This is a genomic window from Bounagaea algeriensis, from assembly GCF_054491375.1.
In genome coordinates this window covers 2784323-2800425 of record NZ_CM137102.1, presented here as the reverse complement: position 1 = coordinate 2800425, position 16103 = coordinate 2784323, and the positions used below count along the sequence as shown (strand labels likewise).

The 16103-nt window shown below is 68.9% G+C and carries 14 protein-coding genes; 3 read left to right on the top strand and 11 right to left on the bottom strand.

Annotated features, from left to right (window positions below):
* The first annotated feature begins 153 nt into the window (after positions 1–153).
* On the top strand, positions 154–726 hold the full coding sequence (locus ACVGV2_RS12610) for a YceI family protein (protein ID WP_459162567.1): 573 nt from the start codon (positions 154–156) through the stop codon (positions 724–726).
* A gap of 118 nt (positions 727–844) precedes the next feature.
* On the opposite strand, the gene ACVGV2_RS12605 is transcribed toward ACVGV2_RS12610, so the two are convergent.
* The 5 genes from ACVGV2_RS12605 to ACVGV2_RS12585 form a co-directional block, all read right to left on the bottom strand.
* On the bottom strand, positions 845–1987 hold the full coding sequence (locus ACVGV2_RS12605; RefSeq protein ID WP_459162566.1) for a glutathione-independent formaldehyde dehydrogenase: 1143 nt from the start codon (positions 1985–1987) through the stop codon (positions 845–847).
* A 667-nt stretch (positions 1988–2654) separates the two neighbouring features.
* Positions 2655–3785, bottom strand: coding sequence for an ISAs1 family transposase (locus tag ACVGV2_RS12600; protein ID WP_459162565.1), 1131 nt, complete (start codon positions 3783–3785; stop codon positions 2655–2657).
* Between the two features lie 133 nt (positions 3786–3918).
* Positions 3919–4134, bottom strand: coding sequence for a hypothetical protein (locus tag ACVGV2_RS12595; RefSeq protein WP_459162564.1), 216 nt, complete (start codon positions 4132–4134; stop codon positions 3919–3921).
* Positions 4135–4154: 20 nt separating this feature from the next.
* Complete coding sequence (locus ACVGV2_RS12590; RefSeq protein WP_459162563.1) at positions 4155–4283, bottom strand: hypothetical protein; 129 nt, start codon at positions 4281–4283, stop codon at positions 4155–4157.
* Positions 4284–4388: 105 nt separating this feature from the next.
* Positions 4389–5093, bottom strand: a complete 705-nt coding sequence (locus ACVGV2_RS12585) for a mycothiol-dependent nitroreductase Rv2466c family protein (RefSeq protein ID WP_459162562.1) — start codon at positions 5091–5093, stop codon at positions 4389–4391.
* A 575-nt stretch (positions 5094–5668) separates the two neighbouring features.
* Between ACVGV2_RS12585 and ACVGV2_RS12580 the strand changes: the two genes are divergently transcribed.
* A complete protein-coding gene (locus tag ACVGV2_RS12580; RefSeq protein WP_459162561.1) occupies positions 5669–6250 on the top strand; it encodes a TetR/AcrR family transcriptional regulator in 582 nt (193 codons plus the stop codon).
* A gap of 48 nt (positions 6251–6298) precedes the next feature.
* On the opposite strand, the gene ACVGV2_RS12575 is transcribed toward ACVGV2_RS12580, so the two are convergent.
* From ACVGV2_RS12575 to ACVGV2_RS12565, 3 genes are all read right to left on the bottom strand, one after another.
* Entirely contained in the window at positions 6299–8539 is a 2241-nt protein-coding gene (locus ACVGV2_RS12575) for a cytochrome P450 (protein ID WP_459162560.1), read from the bottom strand.
* A 10-nt stretch (positions 8540–8549) separates the two neighbouring features.
* Positions 8550–9758, bottom strand: coding sequence for a serine hydrolase domain-containing protein (locus tag ACVGV2_RS12570; protein WP_459162559.1), 1209 nt, complete (start codon positions 9756–9758; stop codon positions 8550–8552).
* An 81-nt stretch (positions 9759–9839) separates the two neighbouring features.
* A complete protein-coding gene (locus tag ACVGV2_RS12565; protein ID WP_459162558.1) occupies positions 9840–10652 on the bottom strand; it encodes an SDR family NAD(P)-dependent oxidoreductase in 813 nt (270 codons plus the stop codon).
* 394 nt (positions 10653–11046) lie between these two features.
* On the opposite strand from ACVGV2_RS12565, the gene ACVGV2_RS12560 reads away from it, so the two are divergent.
* A complete protein-coding gene (locus ACVGV2_RS12560) occupies positions 11047–12915 on the top strand; it encodes a DUF2339 domain-containing protein (protein ID WP_459162557.1) in 1869 nt (622 codons plus the stop codon).
* A gap of 182 nt (positions 12916–13097) precedes the next feature.
* Here ACVGV2_RS12560 and ACVGV2_RS12555 read toward each other — a convergent pair whose 3' ends face one another.
* Genes ACVGV2_RS12555 through ACVGV2_RS12545 form a run of 3 tightly spaced genes read right to left on the bottom strand, consistent with a single transcriptional unit; the run spans position 13098 to position 16068 of the window.
* Complete coding sequence (locus ACVGV2_RS12555) at positions 13098–13961, bottom strand: HpcH/HpaI aldolase/citrate lyase family protein (RefSeq protein WP_459162556.1); 864 nt, start codon at positions 13959–13961, stop codon at positions 13098–13100.
* Positions 13958–14824, bottom strand: a complete 867-nt coding sequence (locus ACVGV2_RS12550; protein ID WP_459162555.1) for an HTD2 family dehydratase — start codon at positions 14822–14824, stop codon at positions 13958–13960. The genes ACVGV2_RS12555 and ACVGV2_RS12550 overlap by 4 nt, the downstream gene beginning before the upstream one ends.
* A gap of 47 nt (positions 14825–14871) precedes the next feature.
* The gene (locus tag ACVGV2_RS12545; protein WP_459162554.1) at positions 14872–16068 is read right to left on the bottom strand and encodes an acyl-CoA dehydrogenase family protein; all 1197 of its coding nucleotides are present in this window, start codon (positions 16066–16068) and stop codon (positions 14872–14874) included.
* Positions 16069–16103: the final 35 nt, after the last annotated feature.

Below are 16103 nucleotides of genomic sequence, written 5' to 3'. Positions count from 1 at the left end.
GCCACCGCGGACTCGGCGGCGGTTCGTCCATCACCGGTCGAGCCGCCACCACCAGTCGGGTGATCAGCGAGCGAGCGATCGGGGTGCGCGTGAGACTGCGGGTGAGCAGCTCCGGAACCGGGGTGGCCGAACGTGGATCGAAGGAGGCGCGACATGACTGGTTTCACCCGCACGGTGCAGGGGCAGGAAGCTCCTGTGCCCGGCAGATACCACATCGACCCGGCGCACACGAGGATCGGTTTCTCGGTCAAGCACATGGGCCTGTCCAAGGTGCGCGGAACCTTCTCGGATTTCGAGGGCACGATCACGCTCGGCGAGACCGAGGCCGACACCAGTGCGGAGCTCACGATCCAGGCGGCAAGCATCGACACCGGGCAGTCCCAGCGTGACGAGCATCTTCGATCGAACGACTTCCTCGACATGCCGAACCATCCAACGTTGGAATTCCGCAGCACCAAGATCGAACCGGCCGGTGATGAATGGAAGGTGCACGGTGAGCTGACCATTCGTGGAGCGACCCGTCCGGTCACGTTGGAGGTGGAGTTCGAGGGCGCGGGACCGGACGTGCTCGGCGACCAGCAGCAGCCGCGCATCGGGTTCTCCGCCGAGACCAAGATCAATCGCGAGGACTTCGGCGTGAACTGGAATCAGGCGCTGGAAACCGGTGGTTGGGTGGTCGGCAAGGAGGTCACGATCGAGATGAACGTCGAAGCCGTGCGCCAGTAGCTCGCCACTGCGGCGGCCTCGAGTCCATGCTGCGACCGAGACCCCACCGTGGGACGCGGGGCTCGGCGTGCTCCGGCTGCTGAGGGGCGCGCGGACTGCGCCCCTCGGATCACCGCCGTCACTCGCTCCGATCGGGGTGCAGCAGCACCTTCGAGTAGCCTTCCTCGCGTTTGTCGAAACGGGCGTACGCATCGGGCGCGCTGGTCAACGGGAGCCGCTGGGAAACGACGAAGCTGGGCGTGGCTCGCCCAGCGGTGATCATGTCCCGGAGCTGGTGGGCGTACTGCTTCGCATCGGCTTGGCCGGTGCCCATCTTCTGCCCCTTCTCGAAGAAGCGCCCGACCTTGAACAGCAACTGCCCCTGGGCAGCGTTCTCGTTCGGTGCGCCGGGGTCGGAGGGCAGGTAGAGCCCGACAACGCCGATCGAGCCGGTCGACCGCACGGTGTCCACCAGCTGGTTCAGCACCAGGGCCGGCTGTTCTTCGCCTTCGACCGCTGTGGCCTGGTAGCCGACCGCGTCGATGCCGCGATCGGTTCCGACCGCACCGACCGCGTCGGCGATCTGCTGAGCCGGGGCACCCTGCGTGTAGTCGATCGGCTCAGCACCGATCTGAGTGGCGAGTTGCAGGCGGTGCGCGACTTTGTCGACCACGAAGACCCGGGAGGCGCCCTTGAGCAGCGCCGAGTAGGCCGCCATCAACCCAACCGGGCCGGCGCCGTAGACGGCGACGGTCTCGCCTGGTGCCACCCCGGCGAGTTCGGTGGCGTGGTAACCGGTGGGGAAGATGTCGGCCAGCAGGGCGAAGTCGCTTTCGTGCTCCGCGCCCGCCGGTAGGGGCACGCAGTTGTAGTCGGCGAACGGCACCCGCAGGTACTCGGCCTGCCCGCCCTTGTACGGGCCCATCCCCACGTAGCCGTAGGCACCGCCCGCACCCGGCGGGTTGACGGTCAAGCAGAACGCGCTCTTGCCGGCCCGGCACGTGGCGCAGAACCCGCAGGCCACGTTGAACGGCATCACCACTCGGTCCCCGCGCCGCAGCGTGGCGACACCGGAACCGACCTCCTCGACGACCCCCATGTTCTCGTGGCCGAAGACGATTCCTGGCTGAGCGTCCGTGCGGCCCTCGTACATGTGCAGGTCGGAGCCGCAGATCGCGCTCGTGGTGACCCGCAGGAGCACGTCGGTGGGGGCCTCGATCCGCGGATCTTCCACCTCCTGCACCGCCACTTCGAACGGACGCTGATACACCACAGCCTTCATGGCCGCTCCCTAAGATCGTAGGTATTCAGGTCAGGTGCCCTGGTCCCCAGGACGACGGGGGTGGATGGATCTTGCCGTCTGCGGTTCGGCAGGAACGGCCGCTTGCCCGCCACACGCACCCACCATCCGGCCACCCACCGGCAACGGGAAACCCGCCTGAGAAGGGGACCGAACCGCCGTTGGCGGACTCGAAGTCGCTGCCCACGTCGACCACCGCGAAGTTCATGCGAAGCTCCCACTCGCAGGCCGCGCGCGCACCTGCCCTCCATGGCCGTTTCCGCCAGCCCGCATCACGGTCCGCAGCCGGCGCGGCACCTACCATTCGAAATGTTCCCTGTTCGCCGGTTTCGCATTCGTTCACGTAGCTGCCCCCGCTCGCCAGTGTGATCGCTCCTTCAGGAACGTGAAAGTCGATGACCGTCCCACTGCGGAGTGTTGATCTCACGGGTCTGTTGTTCAAGGTTTCGTGCGAGGTGCGGATGCTCCGGAGCGCGCACAGCGGCCCCGGGAGCAGAGTTCTGCGTAGCGCGGAGGCTTCGACGGGCTCAGCAGCAAAGCTCAGCACCACCTCAGCGATCACGAAACGTTGCGCGGAGCCGCTCTCCTGACCAGGCCATAAATCGGCGCAAGCTCCGGCCTTCAGGCAGGGTTCCGGCAAGGTCGTGTTTTAGCTGGTCATGAGGAGCAGGGCGAGGGGTCTGAGTGGGTCCCGGGCGTGGTGTCGGAGGGCTTGGGCGATGTTGGTGACGCCGGTGAGGCGGAGCAGGCTGATGGCGAGGTTGCGTAGGGTGGCCATCACGCGGGGGCCGCTTGCGGCGCGGATCTGGCAGTGGTCTTCGGCGAAGGTGACGTCGCGGACCCAGTGCAGCTGGTTTTCGAGGCACCAGTGCCTGCGGACGAGGGCGGCGAGCTCGTCCGGTTTGGCCTGGTCGGCGGGCAGGCTGGTCACGGCGTAGACCGTTTCGGTGCGCCGCGTGGTGCTGCTCAGGGTGCTGGTCTTGCGGGTGCTCTGAATGGCCTGGGCCGCGTGTGGGAAGGCGATTCCTGCGGCGAGGGTGACGGCCTTGAGGGTGCGCTTTTCGACGCGTCCGTGACCGCGCTCGGTGTGGCCCACGGGCACCTGCTTCCAGGGCAGAGCGTGCAGCTGAGCGCGCAGCGCGGGCTGGTTACCCTTGACTGTGACCAGGTAGTGGGCACCACGTTCGCCGAGGAGGTGTTCGGCGTGAGCAGTCTGGCAATGCAGTGCGTCCATGGTCACCGCTACTCCTTGTAGGTTGCCGATTTGGTCGCACAGTGGGGAAAATAGCGGTATTTCGTTGGTCTTACTGTCCACATTGACCTGGCCGAGAACGACTCCGGTGTGGTGGTCGATCGCGGCCATCAGGTGGCGAGCCGGACCCTCCGTCCCGCCCGAGCCGCGCAGGGTCTTGCCGTCTATCGCGAGTGCACGCCGACCGCCGGGCACTCGAGTGCGGGCGTCCAACCAGCCACCGACTCCGGTGTCGAGAGCATCGCCGGACAGGCGCTGCACAGTGCGCCGAATCGTCGATTCGTCTGGTGGGGCACCGTCGACACCCAGCGCCTGAAGTACCTCGGCAGAGGCGTCCGCGGCCCACTCGCCGATCGCGGTGAACGACCGAGCCCCGGACAGCACCGCCGATAGCGCCACCGCCAGGATCACCGGCAGACGATGACGCAGGCCACGGGCACGTCGCGGATCCGGCACCGCCGACAACGCAGCCAGCAACTCACTTCCGGTGCCCTCGCGGTCGGCCACGACACGGGCCAGTTGCTCCAAGACAGGGTGCATCGGCGATGATGGTGCGGCGGGCATGGGTCCTCACAGTGAGCAGATGGCTTCAACACCCTTCATGATCACCGCCGGACTCATGCCCGCCCTACTCCCCCCAGATCTACATAGATCGTCACCATCACCGCAGGTCACAACCCCCCGACCACGACCTTGCCGAGGCCCTGCCGCAGGGGGTGTGCGCGGCCACCCGATCCTCGCTGACCTCGGAGGCGAGTTGCTCGTAGTGGTCGGAGACGCTGAGGTAGGCAAACCCCACTTCCTCGGCACGGCGCGCATTGCGGACGAGGTTGAGCGGATCCTGCTCTTCGGCCGAGATGACGTACCCGATCTCCATGCGTTCCCTCCCGGCGCGGATCACTCCTCGGTCACGTCCTCGCTGAGGACCTCGGTGATGCATACCAGCATCATTCCCGCACCGGCGTTGCGCTCGACGTTGTCCTCCCCCGCGTAACGGGCCACGTTGCGGGTGGACCACAGCAACACCTCCTCGGGGTTCCCGCTCGGGCTGTGGTGCCCCGATCATGATGAAGGCGTAAGGCCTGCGCACGTCGTCGACGCAGGCCACCGCACGCCCGCCGCCGAGCGGTGTCAGCGCACCTGGGTATCGGTTCTGGCCAGCTTCGCCGAGAGCGGGGTGTCGGGGAAGGAGCGCAGGTTGCGCTTGAGTTCGGCGAAACCGCGCCAGGTGGCGAGTGTGGTCACCGCGTCCCACAGGCGCAGCGCTGCGCCGCCGGTGGGAGCGGAATCGATGACTGGTCCGAACAGTGCCGCACCGTCGGGCGGGGCGAAGGACAGGACGGGTGTGCCGACGCCCCCGCCGCAGCGATCGGTGGCTTCGCGGGTTTCGGCCCGCAGGTCGGCGTCTCGGGCCTCGTCGGTGGCCGCCTCGGCGAGTTCAGCGGGCAGGCCGACCCGTTCGAGCGCCGGGCGGAGGTCGCGCGGGCGAGCCATCTCGCGCATGACCGCGTCGAAGTCGTCGCCTGGTGGGGCCTCGGAGTTCCACACCAGCCCGCCCAGGGCCTCGTAGAGGTCGCCGAGGACTTCCGCTCCAGCGGCCTCGCGGGCGGCGTGCACCACTCGCAGCATCTCCAGGCCGCGCAGATGGCTCTCGGGATACTCGGGGGAGGCCCTCTTGCGCTCCTCGTAGCTGGTGTTCTCGTTGAGGATCGCCAGCGACAGGGGGCGCCAGCGCACCTCGACCGGGCGCTGCCGGGACACCTCGCGCACCCAGTGCGAGGTGACCCAGCAGAACGGGCAGAGCGGGTCGAAGAAGAACTCGAGGTCCGTGCTCATGCTCTCCGGCTACCCGGTACCCGCGGCGAAGCAACACGCACGTCGCGTCGATCTGTTCGCCGACCTGCGCACGAGCAACCGATGCAGGCGCTGGGCAACGCCCACCGCAGCTGCACTCGCGGAACAGTACATCGGGGCGATGTGGCGGGGCAGGCCCGCGGTGAGGAACTCCGCGGACTGCCGGCACGTGGTCGCGGCGAGGTCCACGGATGTCTGAGTCGGGGTGTCCGCTCCGGACGGGCTTGCTCGACTGGACAAGAGGACGATGTCCAGGAGGTGAGCCCTCGCTGCAGCGTGCCGCGTGATTCTGGAGTAGGCGATGGCGAGCAAGATCTGGTCGGGTTCGATCAACTTCGGGCTGGTGATGATCCCGGTCGTCCTCCAACCACGGGTGTGCTTCCAGCCTCGGTGATGACAACGCCGCCGGAAAGCTCAGTTGCAGTCCGAGCGGAGCAGGTCGTGCGGCTACCGGGGCTGAATCTCTCCGATCGCCGGCCACCAGCCGCCCGCGTGGTCGGGCGGGTACGGCAAGATGGCGGTCGCAGGACGTCGCCGAGGCACGGTTGGGCCACCCGATGAGCGATCGCACCGCGCGCAGCGCCGCCACGCGGCGGCATTTCGTGGACGTGGCGCTGCAGGTGTTCCGGGAGACGGGCTATGCGCAGACGTCGATGGCTCAGATCGCCCAGGCCGCGGGCGGTAGCCGGGCCAACCTCTACCTGTACTTCAACAGCAAACCGCAGCTGGTGCTGACCCGGATGCGGGAGCTGGAGCCGGAGGTGACCGAGCTGTACTCGGCGCTGGATGCGCTGCCGGAGCACGGACCGGAGACGATGCGGGGCTGGGTCGACCGGGCTCGGGGGATGTGGCATCGGTACGCCGCCGAGTTCGAGGCGATCTCCCAGGCGATGAGTGCCGAACCGGACGTCCTGGAGGAGTGGCTGGGGCTGCTGCGCCGGCTGTGCCGGGCGCAGATCGCCCTCCACCGGGACTGCGCGTCCGAGGAGGAGCGGCTGGACCGGGAGGCGCACATGCTCACGTTGATGCTGGGCCTCGAGCACACGTTCTACTTCCTCTACGTGCGCAACGGCCTCGAACAGGAGGAGCGGATCCTGTCCGCGCTGGCCGCGCAGTGGGCGCGGCTGTTCGGCCGGTGAGCCCTCTCCGTTCGGGGCCGATCCGGTGAGCCACGTGGCAGCCGGGGGTCACCGGTCGAGCACGAGCCGGGAACATCCGTCGGCGGCGCGGGACACGCAGATCATCATGGTGTCTCCGTCCTCCTGCTCGGAGTCGGACAGGATCGAATCCCGGTGATCGGCCCTGCCGGAGACGACCCGGGTCTCGCAGGTACCGCAGGTGCCGGTCTTGCACGAGGAGATCACCGGCAGCCCGTTCCGTTCGGCGGCGTCGAGGATGGTCTCGTCGGCGCCGACGTCGACGACCGCCCCGGATTCGGCGAACTCCGTCTGGAACGGGGTGTCCGGTTCGGAGCGTTCCACCGGTTTCGGGGCGAACCGTTCCAGTCGCAGGGAGTTCTTCGGCCAGTCGGCCATGGCCTCCTCCGCAGCCTGCAGCAGCGGTTCGGGGCCGCAGGCGTAGACCAGGGTGTCGTCGCGGACCGTGCCGAGCAGCTCGTGCACGTCGATCGGCCCGAACTCGTCCTGCGGCACGAGGGTGACCCGATCACCGTGGGCGGCCAGTTCGTCGAGGAAGGCCATCGAGGAGCGGCTGCGCCCGCCGTAGACGAGTTCCCACTCGGCCCCGGCGCGGTCGACTTCGGTGATCATCGGCAGGATCGGGGTGATGCCGATGCCGCCGGCGACGAACACGTACCGCGATGCCGGTGCCAGCCGGAAGTTGTTGCGGGGCCAGGACACCGTGACCGTCGAACCGGGCGCCAGGGTGTCGTGCACGGCCGCCGACCCGCCGCGTCCGTCGGGCTCGCGCAGGACACCGATCCGGTAGGTGGTGCGCTGTTCGGGGGCCGAGGACAGCGAGTACTGCCGCACCAGCGATTCGTCCTCGCCGGGCAGGTGCAGGTCGATGTGCGCCCCGGGCTTCCAGCGGGGCAGCTCCCCGCCGTCGGGGTGGGCGAGTGTCAGCGCGACCACCTCGTCGGCGGCCTGCTCGCGCGCGACGACATCGAGGTCGAGGGTGCGCACGGTGCGCTTGCGGGAGCGCTGCACGTCGGCGGTGTCCCAGTTGACCTGCAGGCTTCGTCGGATCGGCACCAGGGCGGTGGGGCGGAAGTCGAGCTCGACGGGCTCGTCGGGGCGCAGCGACGGCAGCCGCTCGAACAGCACCTTGAGCCCGGTGGGACCTTGCACCCGGGCCAGCGGGTTGCCCAGGCAGGTGTGCCGCCCGGTGGAGAACGCGAGGTGATCGCCTGGATCGGGGCGGTGGATGTCGAACTCGAACGGTCGGTCGCGGTGCGCCGGGTCGGTGTTCGCGCTGCTCAACGCCACGTGAACCATGTCGCCGGCGGCGATGTCCACCCCGCCGATCTCGACGTCGGTGGTGGCGCGGCGGGAGGTGAACGTCGACGAGGGCCGGCGGCGCACGGTCTCCTCGAACACCCGCGACCACAGCTCGGGTTCGGCGATCGCATCCTGCAGGGACTCGGGGTTGCGGGACAGGAACAGGATCGCGTTGGCCATCGCCTGGGCCGTGGTGTCGGTACCGGCGGCGGCGAACTCGGCGATGTGCAGGCCGATGCGCGCGGTGTCCAGGGACCAGGACCCGTCGGCGTCGCGGGCCGAGGCCAACACCGAGATGAGATCGTCGGCATCGGAACCGCGCCGGGATTCGATGATCTCCCGCAACTCGAGGTTGGCGGCCACGAACCGGTCCCAGACCTCCAGCCTGGCCTCCTCGGTGATGTCGGCGTGCGCGCTGGAGAGCACGACGAACAGGTCGTCGCGCACCTGGCGCAGCATGGGCGCCTTGTCGTATCCGAGGTCGAGCAGCGCCATGATCGTCTGCGTGGTCAGCTCCAGGCAGTAGTCCTCGACGATGTTGCCGGAGCCGTTGTTCTCGAACCGGTCCACGATGCGGTGCGCTCGGGCCTCGATCTCGGGCCGGAGCCGGTCCATGCGGTCCTTGAGGAACCCGCGCTGAGCGATCCTGCGGGTTTCGGTGTGCCCCGGCGGATCTTGCCCCACGATCATGCTGGACACCAGCTCCGGCGGATACACGTCGCGGTACTTCTCCGGAACGTGCGCTGCGGTGTTGGCCGCGGAGGAGAACGTCTTCCAGTCGCCGAGGATGTGCAACGCGTCCTCGCGCCGGGTCACGACCCAGCCGTGCAGGCGTTCGTACCAGAACACCGGAGTGTCCTCCCGAGCTGCGGCCAGGTGCAGCGCGGGGTCGTGGTAGTACGCCTCGGACATGACGTCGAAACCGTGGGCGACCGGGCAGCCTCCGGTCGCGTCGTGCGCAGCGGTCATCGTGGCCACCTCATAGGGAGCGGACGGCGGATGCGGTGATCGAGGACAGTTTCTGGAAGCGGGCGACGTTGTCGCCTTCGTCCATCACACCGGACGACAGGAAGCAGAACGACACTCCGGAGGCGGGATCGACCCACAGCAGGGAGGATCCGGCGCCGTAGGATCCGAAGGTGCGCGGGGAGACGAACGGCCCGAAGAACCGGGCGTGCGTTCCGGTTCCGGCCAGGGCCATGCCCAGGCCCATGTTGCCGGGTGGTTGGTCCCACTTGCGAGCGTCGGCGACCATGCCGTAGAGGTCGTTGATCTCGTCGCCGGTCTGGTTGGTGGTGGCGACGTCCAGCACGGATTCGCCGATGAGCTGCTCGCCGGAGGCGGTGCGGCCGCGGTTGCGCAACATCTCGGTGAAGGCGAAGACGTCGTCGATGGTGGACACCGCGCCGACCCAGGGCATTTCGGCGTCGGCGCGGGTGGTGACCTCGTTGAGGCATTCGATGTCGTCGGGTTTGAGCCAGGAGTCGTTGGCGGCGACGACTTTCAGCGGTACGGCGCGGTCCTGCCACTCGGCGGGTAGGCCGAACCGGGTGTGCGGCATCCCGACCGGGGCGAAGACCTTGTCGTGCACGAGCTGCCGGAACGATTCGAACCCGTAGGCGCGGCAGGCCATTTCGCCCAGCAGCGCGTGGTTGATGGCTGGCGAGTAGTTCAGGTTGGTGCCGGGTTCGTGCACGACGTCGAGGGAGCCGAGGGCGCCGATGACGTCGGCGAGCACGGCGAAGCGGTCCGGGCCCAGTCCGGGGTTGGGGGTGGCGGGCATGCCGGCCCGGTGGGTGAGCAGGTGGGCGAGGTTGATCCGGTCCTTGCGGACGGCGCGGAACGGTTCCTCGCCGAGGAATTCCGGGATGAGGTCGATCACGCGCGTGGACAGCATCAGCTTGCCCTCGCTGAGCGCGCGGAACACCAGGGCGTTGGTGAAGCCCTTCGACATCGACAGGACGCGGTAGATGTCGGTGCGGGCGGTGGGGCGCGCGATGGCCGCCTCGGCGTGGCCGTAGCTGCCGCGCAGTGCGACGCTGCCGTGCCGGGCGACGATGACGTTCGCGCCGTGGTAGTCGCCGCGCGCGATGTCCTCGCGGATGGTCTCGTCGAGGACGTCGAGGAAGCGGCGTTCCAGTCCGGGAACATCGGTGATGCTCACCTGGTGCGCGTGATCGTCGGACACGGTGCTTCCCTTCGTGCGGGGCGATGCCGGTCGTCGGGGCTCGGGGCGTGGCGGTGGACCGCGCCGCCGCGCCACGTGGCGTCACACCATGAGGGCGCCGCCGGAGGGGGACAGGGTCTGGCCGGTGAAGTGGCGACCGGCCTCGGAGGCGAGGAACAGCACGGTCTGACCGACTTCGTCGGGTTCGGCCACTCGTTTGAGGGGCTGCAGCGCCAGCAGGGCTTCGACGTGGTCCTCGCCGGAGGCGGTGAACATGGCGGTGTTGACGCCGGCGGGGGCCAAGGCGTTGACGCGGATGTCGAACGGGGCCAGTTCGGCGGACGCGGATTTGGTCAACCCGATGATCGCGGCTTTGGACGCCGGGTAGTAGGCGGGCATGGGCAGGCCGATGAGCCCGGCGACCGAGGCGAAGTTGATGATCGCCCCGCCGCCGGCGTTCTTGAGCAGGTCGACGGCCGCGCGGATCGCGTAGAAGGTGCCGCCCAGGTTGATGGCGACCACCCGGTCGAAGTCGGCATCGCTGATGCCGCCCAGGAACTCGGGGTGGAAGGTCTCGCCGGTCTTGGCGGCGTTGACCATCCGGTCGTTGATGCCGTCGACCCAGGCCTGCTGCTGTGCGCCCGGGGTGGACACGCCCGCGGCGTTGACCAGGACGTCCAACTTGCCGTGGTCGGCCCCGACCTGGGCGAAGACCTCGTCGACGGCGGTCGAGTCGGATACCTCCACGGCGAAGCCGCGGGCGCGCGGCAGCGCGGTGAACTCGCGGTCCAGATCTTCCTGCCGCAGGTCGAGGCCGTACACGGTCGCGCCGGCATCGGTCAGCGCTTTCGCCGTGGCCAGGCCCATGCCGGAAGCGGCTCCGGTGACGACTGCGATGGCGTCATCCACTCTCATGCGATCCGTCCTGTCGGTGCGGGTTGCCGGTGCTGGGGCGCGGCGTCACCGCCGCTGGATAGGGCAAGCATGCCAAAACTTAGACACCCTGTCCATATTTCGTGGCAGGAAAAGTGGACGACCTGTCCAGGATACTTTCGATCACCAGCGTGGCCAGGCGAAACGCCGTTCTCGGAGACGTTCCGAAAGGCGAAGAGGAACCGGCTGCTCCGAGGGCCAGGGTGGGCCGTTCCCGCTTGAGCGGACGGCCGGGGCGCGGCATTCGGACCGAAGACGCACCGGTGCGGCTCGAGGAGATCAGCCCGGTCTAGGTCCCCTCGTGCGCTGCCCGATCCCGGGATCTGAGTAGTGTCACGGATGACGGTCCCGGTGTGGTTGCCCAGACTGCGAGGCGATGTCCCAACCGGATTCCCGCCAGACGTTGCTGCTGGTGGCAGGGGAAATGGCCGCCATCGGCCGCCGACTGACCGAGCTGAGCACGATGGTGCAGGCGCAGGCCGTCGAGTCGCCGTCAGCGGCTTCGGAGACCGCTGAAGCTCCGGCGAGTGGGCCGACCTCCCCGCCTGGAGGCACCGCACCTGAACACACCCCTTCCGAACACGCTCCATCCGAGCGGGCCGAGCCCTCGCCGACGAGGCCCGCTCCGGAGGACGCGATGCCGATGGTGTGGCGCGAACGGCGCTCTGGTGCCGAGCGGCGGCGTGCTCCGCGGGTGGCGTGGGAGCCCAGCCGCGTGCTGGCGTGGCTCGGTTCGGCGGTGACGCTGCTCGGTGTGGTGTTCCTGCTGGTTCTGGTCGCGCAGCGCGGCTGGCTCGGCCCTGAGCTGCGCGTGGGCGGAGGCGCAGTCCTGGCCCTGCTGCTCGTCGCGGCCGGGTGGTGGTCGCATCGTCGTCCCAGCGGCCGGGCCGGCGGATACGCCCTCGCGGCGACAGGTTTCGCGGCCCTGTACCTCGACGTGGTGGCCGCGACGGCGCTGTACCAGTACTTGCCCGCGACAGCCGGCCTGGGCGCGGGGCTGGCCGTGGCCGTCGCCGGGATCCTGCTCGCGGACTGGTGGCGGGCGCAGCCGTTCGCGCTGGGTGTGGTGCTGGGGTCCGCGGTGTGCGCCCCCCTGATCACGCAAGAACCGGACGCGCGGTTGGTCGCGTTCCTCCTGCTGCTGCAAATCGCGGCGGCGCCGAGCCAGCTCCGGCACGACTGGCGGGGACTGACCCTCGCAGCGGCGATTCCCAGCGTGCTCGCCGCGGTGATCGCCGATCTCTGGTCGCTGCAGATGCCCGATCCCTCCGCGACGGTGTGGGCCGCCGGTGCGGTCGCGCTCCTGGGCGTGGTGCTCGCGACCACGAGCGCGACCGTCCGCGCCGGCAACGACGCCACCGCCGTCGCGACGCTCGTCGCCGCGCCGGCTCCCGCGCTGCTGGCCGCGCCGTTGCTGGACCGCTACGCCGCCGGTGCTCTCGCCGGTGCAGTGGCGGCGTTGCTCGCCGCGCTCTGGGGCTTGGCCCGCTTCGTTCCCGCGCTGCACCGGCGACTGCCCGACCGGATGCGGGTCGCCGCCGGTGCGGTGGGCATGGTCGCCGCACTGCAGGCCACGATGATCCTCGTTGACGAGTCCTCGTGGGGAACCGTCCTGCTCATCGAGGCGTTGTTGCTGACGGCGGGTTCCCACCAGATCCGCAGCAGGGCCGGCATGCTGGGGGCGACCGGCTACGCCGGGGTCGGGTTCCTCGTGGCGCTGTTCCACGAGATTCCCCCGTCCATGCTGCTGGACGCGAGCCGTCCGGGAGCGGAGGCGACCGGTGTTTCCGGAGCGCTGGCCGGGCTGCTGGTCGCGATCGCCGCGGGGGCGCTCTCCGCCGCCGCGGTGCGCCTCGAAGCGCTGCCGAAGCTCCCGGAGGCCCGTCTGCTGTGGACGATGATCGGAATCCTGCTGCTGTACGGAACGGCGAGCGCGACGATGGCGCTCGTGCTGATGGTGCGCGAAGACCGTACTGCCTTCCTCTTCGGACATACCCTGATCACGTTGAGCTGGGTGGTGTTCGCGATCGTGCTGCTGCTGCGCGGGATTCGAGTCCCGCACCTGCGGGTGGCGGGACTGGTCCTGATCGGGGTGTCGCTGGCGAAGCTGTTCCTGTTCGACCTCGGCACGCTCGACGGGCTCGCGCGGGTGGTCGCGTTCCTGTGCGCCGGTCTCGTCCTTCTCGCGGCCGGGGTCCGCTACGCGCGCCTGGTCGCCGCGGACCGGAAGGCGGTGCAGGACTGAAGGTGCCGGTGTGCGGCGCCTCATGCCGCGCTCCCGCAGCGCCGCCGCAGAGTCGCCGGCGGACGATCCCCGATCAACTGCGGGAACACCGCCCTCGACCGAGAGGCAGCATCAGGAAATCTCCGCGGTCTCGGGGAAACTGCACAGCGGCCCGGTCCGCGCCCATGCGCACCGCGGTGATCTCACCGCGGTGCGCCTCCTGCACCTGCAGGGCCTGCTCCACCGCGCGTGCGGCCCTCCCCGCCCGCGGCGAGAATCCTGCGCGCGCGTTCGAGGACGGGTTTGTCGACCATGTGGCCGTTGACCTGCGTTGCTGAGCCTGTGGTCTCGGTGATGGTGCGGGCCCATGCACGTTCGCTCTCGGAGGGGGTGAATCCGTCGATGACGTGCGGAACTTGGCCGGGGTGGATGCACAGTTTCGCGGTGAAGCCGAATCGGCGGGCGTGCGCGATGTCGGCGGTTACCGCGGCCTCGTCCTCGGTGGACAGCGTCACGCCGTCGATGGGCGGTGTGCGGCCCGCTGCCGCGGAGGCGACGACGAGTTTGGAGCGTGCGTAGGCGAGCGCGGAGTGGTCGTCCTGCGCGATTCCGAGTTCGACGGCCAGGTCGGCGTTGCCGAAGGCGACGCGGACCGTGCCTGCAGCGGCGCACACGTCCGCGGCCTGCTCGATTCCTGCGGCGGTTTCGATCAACGGGATCAGCGGAGACCGGTCCTGCGCCCGCCGTGCGATGTCGGCGAGCTGGGATGTGTTCTCGGACTTGGGCAGCATGACGGGGCAACCGCGGTCGAGCGCCGTTTCGAGATCGGCATCGAACCAGGGCGTTCCGGGAGGGTTGATCCGGACCACGGCGTCGTTGCCGCGTTCGAGCCATGCGTCGACGTCGGCGCGCGCCCGCTGCTTGTCCGCTTCTGCGACCGCGTCTTCGAGATCGACGATGACGACCTCGGTGCCGGAGGCGGCGGCCTTGTCGAACCGGTCGGAGCGGTGGCCGGGGACGAACAGGAAGCTGCGAGCGGTGGCGAGCTGCTCTCGACTCGTGCTCATGCGAACGTCACCTCCGCCGTGGCGTGCCGCGGATCGCGGTGGGTCGCCACGTGCAACTGCGCTCCGGTTTCCGACGGTGCGCCACATGCAGCGAGCTGCTCACCGGCGAACACGGGGCTGCGCAGCTTGTAGGAGACCGAACGCACCTGCCTGCCGGCGTTGCGGCGCGCGAGTTCCAGCATGAGCAGGACGAGCAGGGGGCCGTGCACGACGAGGCCGGGGTAGCCCTCGGCTTCTCGCGCGTACGGGAGGTCGTAGTGGATCCGGTGGGCGTTCGCGGTCAGCGCGCTGAACCGGAACAGCAGCGAAGGCCCGGGATGGGCACCGAGGTGCCATGGTGCGTGGTCCCCCGGCTCGGCCGACGTGTCCAGTTCAGCGGGGTGCTGTGCTGCGCTGCGCCCTGAGCGGTACACGATGTCCTGTTCTTCGATGACGCACGTGCGCCCGCGTTGCCGGAATTCGCGGCGCTCGGTCACGAACATCAGCTCGCCGGTCTTCCCGTGCTTGAGGGTCACGTTCGCCAGTTCACTGCGGCGCTCGGTGCGCTCGCCGATCCGCAACGGTTCGACCACCTCGCAGCGTCCGCCGGCGAACATCCGCTGCCGATCGGGAATGGGTGGGAGGAAGTGCCCCCGCTGGGGGTGGCCGTCGGGGCCGAGCTCGTCCTGGCGGTGCCAGTGCAGGAAGTAGAGCCAGTGCCACAGCGGTGGCAGCGATTCACCCTGCGCCGCGACCGAGTCCGGTTGGTCCAGCAGCGCCGACAACGCCGCGACCGGGCCGCGGGACAGCACGTCCTCGTCGATGATCGCCTCGGGTTGCCAGGACTGCACGTGCGTCCCGAGCCCGCTTTCCGCCAGTTGCACTGGTCACCTCCGGTGGAAGAATCGGTGTGCCCGTCAATGTCGACCGGTCAGCCGCGCGCCGGGTAGTCCCGCAGCAGTCCCTTGCTGATGATGGTCTTCTGGATCTCGCTGGTGCCTTCGCCGATGAGCAGGAACGGTGCTTCGCGCATCAACCGCTCGATCTCGTACTCGGTGGAGTAGCCGTAGCCGCCGTGGATCCGGAAGGACTCCTGGGTGACCTCGTGGCAGTACTCGCTGGCGAGCAGCTTGGCCATCCCGGCCTCGGTGTCGTTGCGTTCTCCGCTGTCCTTGAGCTTGGCGGCGTTGACCATCATCTGGTGCGCCGCTTCCACCTTCGTGCCCATCTCGGCGAGCTTGAACCCGATGGCCTGGTGCTCGGCGATGGGCTTGCCGAACGTGGTGCGCTGCTGGGAGTAGTCGATGGCGAGTTCGAAGGCCCGCAGCGCGATGCCGCAGGCCCGGGCGGCCACGTTCACCCGTCCGACCTCGATCCCGTCCATCATCTGCGCGAAACCCTTGCCGCTGGTCTCACCGAGCACCCGATCCGCGCTGATGCGGTGGCCGTCGAACACGGCCTCGGTGGTGTCGACGCCCTTGTAGCCCATCTTGTCGATTTTCCCGGGGATGGTCAGGCCTTTTGCGACTTCGCCGTAGCCTTCGGGCTTTTCCACGAGGAAGGCGGTGAGGTTGTGGTGCGCCTTGTCCGCTCCTTCGTCGGTGCGGGCCAGCAGCGCGATCAGATTCGACGTGCCACCGTTGGTGAGCCACATCTTCGAACCGTCGATGACGTACTCGTCGCCGTCGCGGGCGGCTTTCGTCGAGATCGCCGCTACGTCGGAGCCGAGGTCGGGCTCCGACATGGAGAAGGCGCCCCGGATCTCGCCGGTGGCCATCCGCGGCAGGAAGTGCTGCTTCTGCTGTTCCGTGCCGTACCGGGCGATCATGTGCGCCACGATGAAGTGCGTGTTGATCACGCCGGAGACGCTCATCCAGCCGCGGGCGATCTGCTCGACCACCAGGGCGTAGGTCAGTAGGGATTCACCCAGGCCGCCGTACTCCTCGGGGATCGTCAGGCCGAACAGGCCCATCTCCTTCATGCCTTCGACGATCTCCGTCGGGTAGGCATCGGCGTGCTCCAGCTCCTGGGCGTGCGGGATGATCTCCTTGTCCACGAAGGAGCGGACGGTGGACAGGATTTCGGACTGCACGTCGGTCAAACCGGGGGTCTGGGCGAGGCGGGCCATGCCGGCTCCTTTTCACGCGTTCTCCGGGGAAGGAT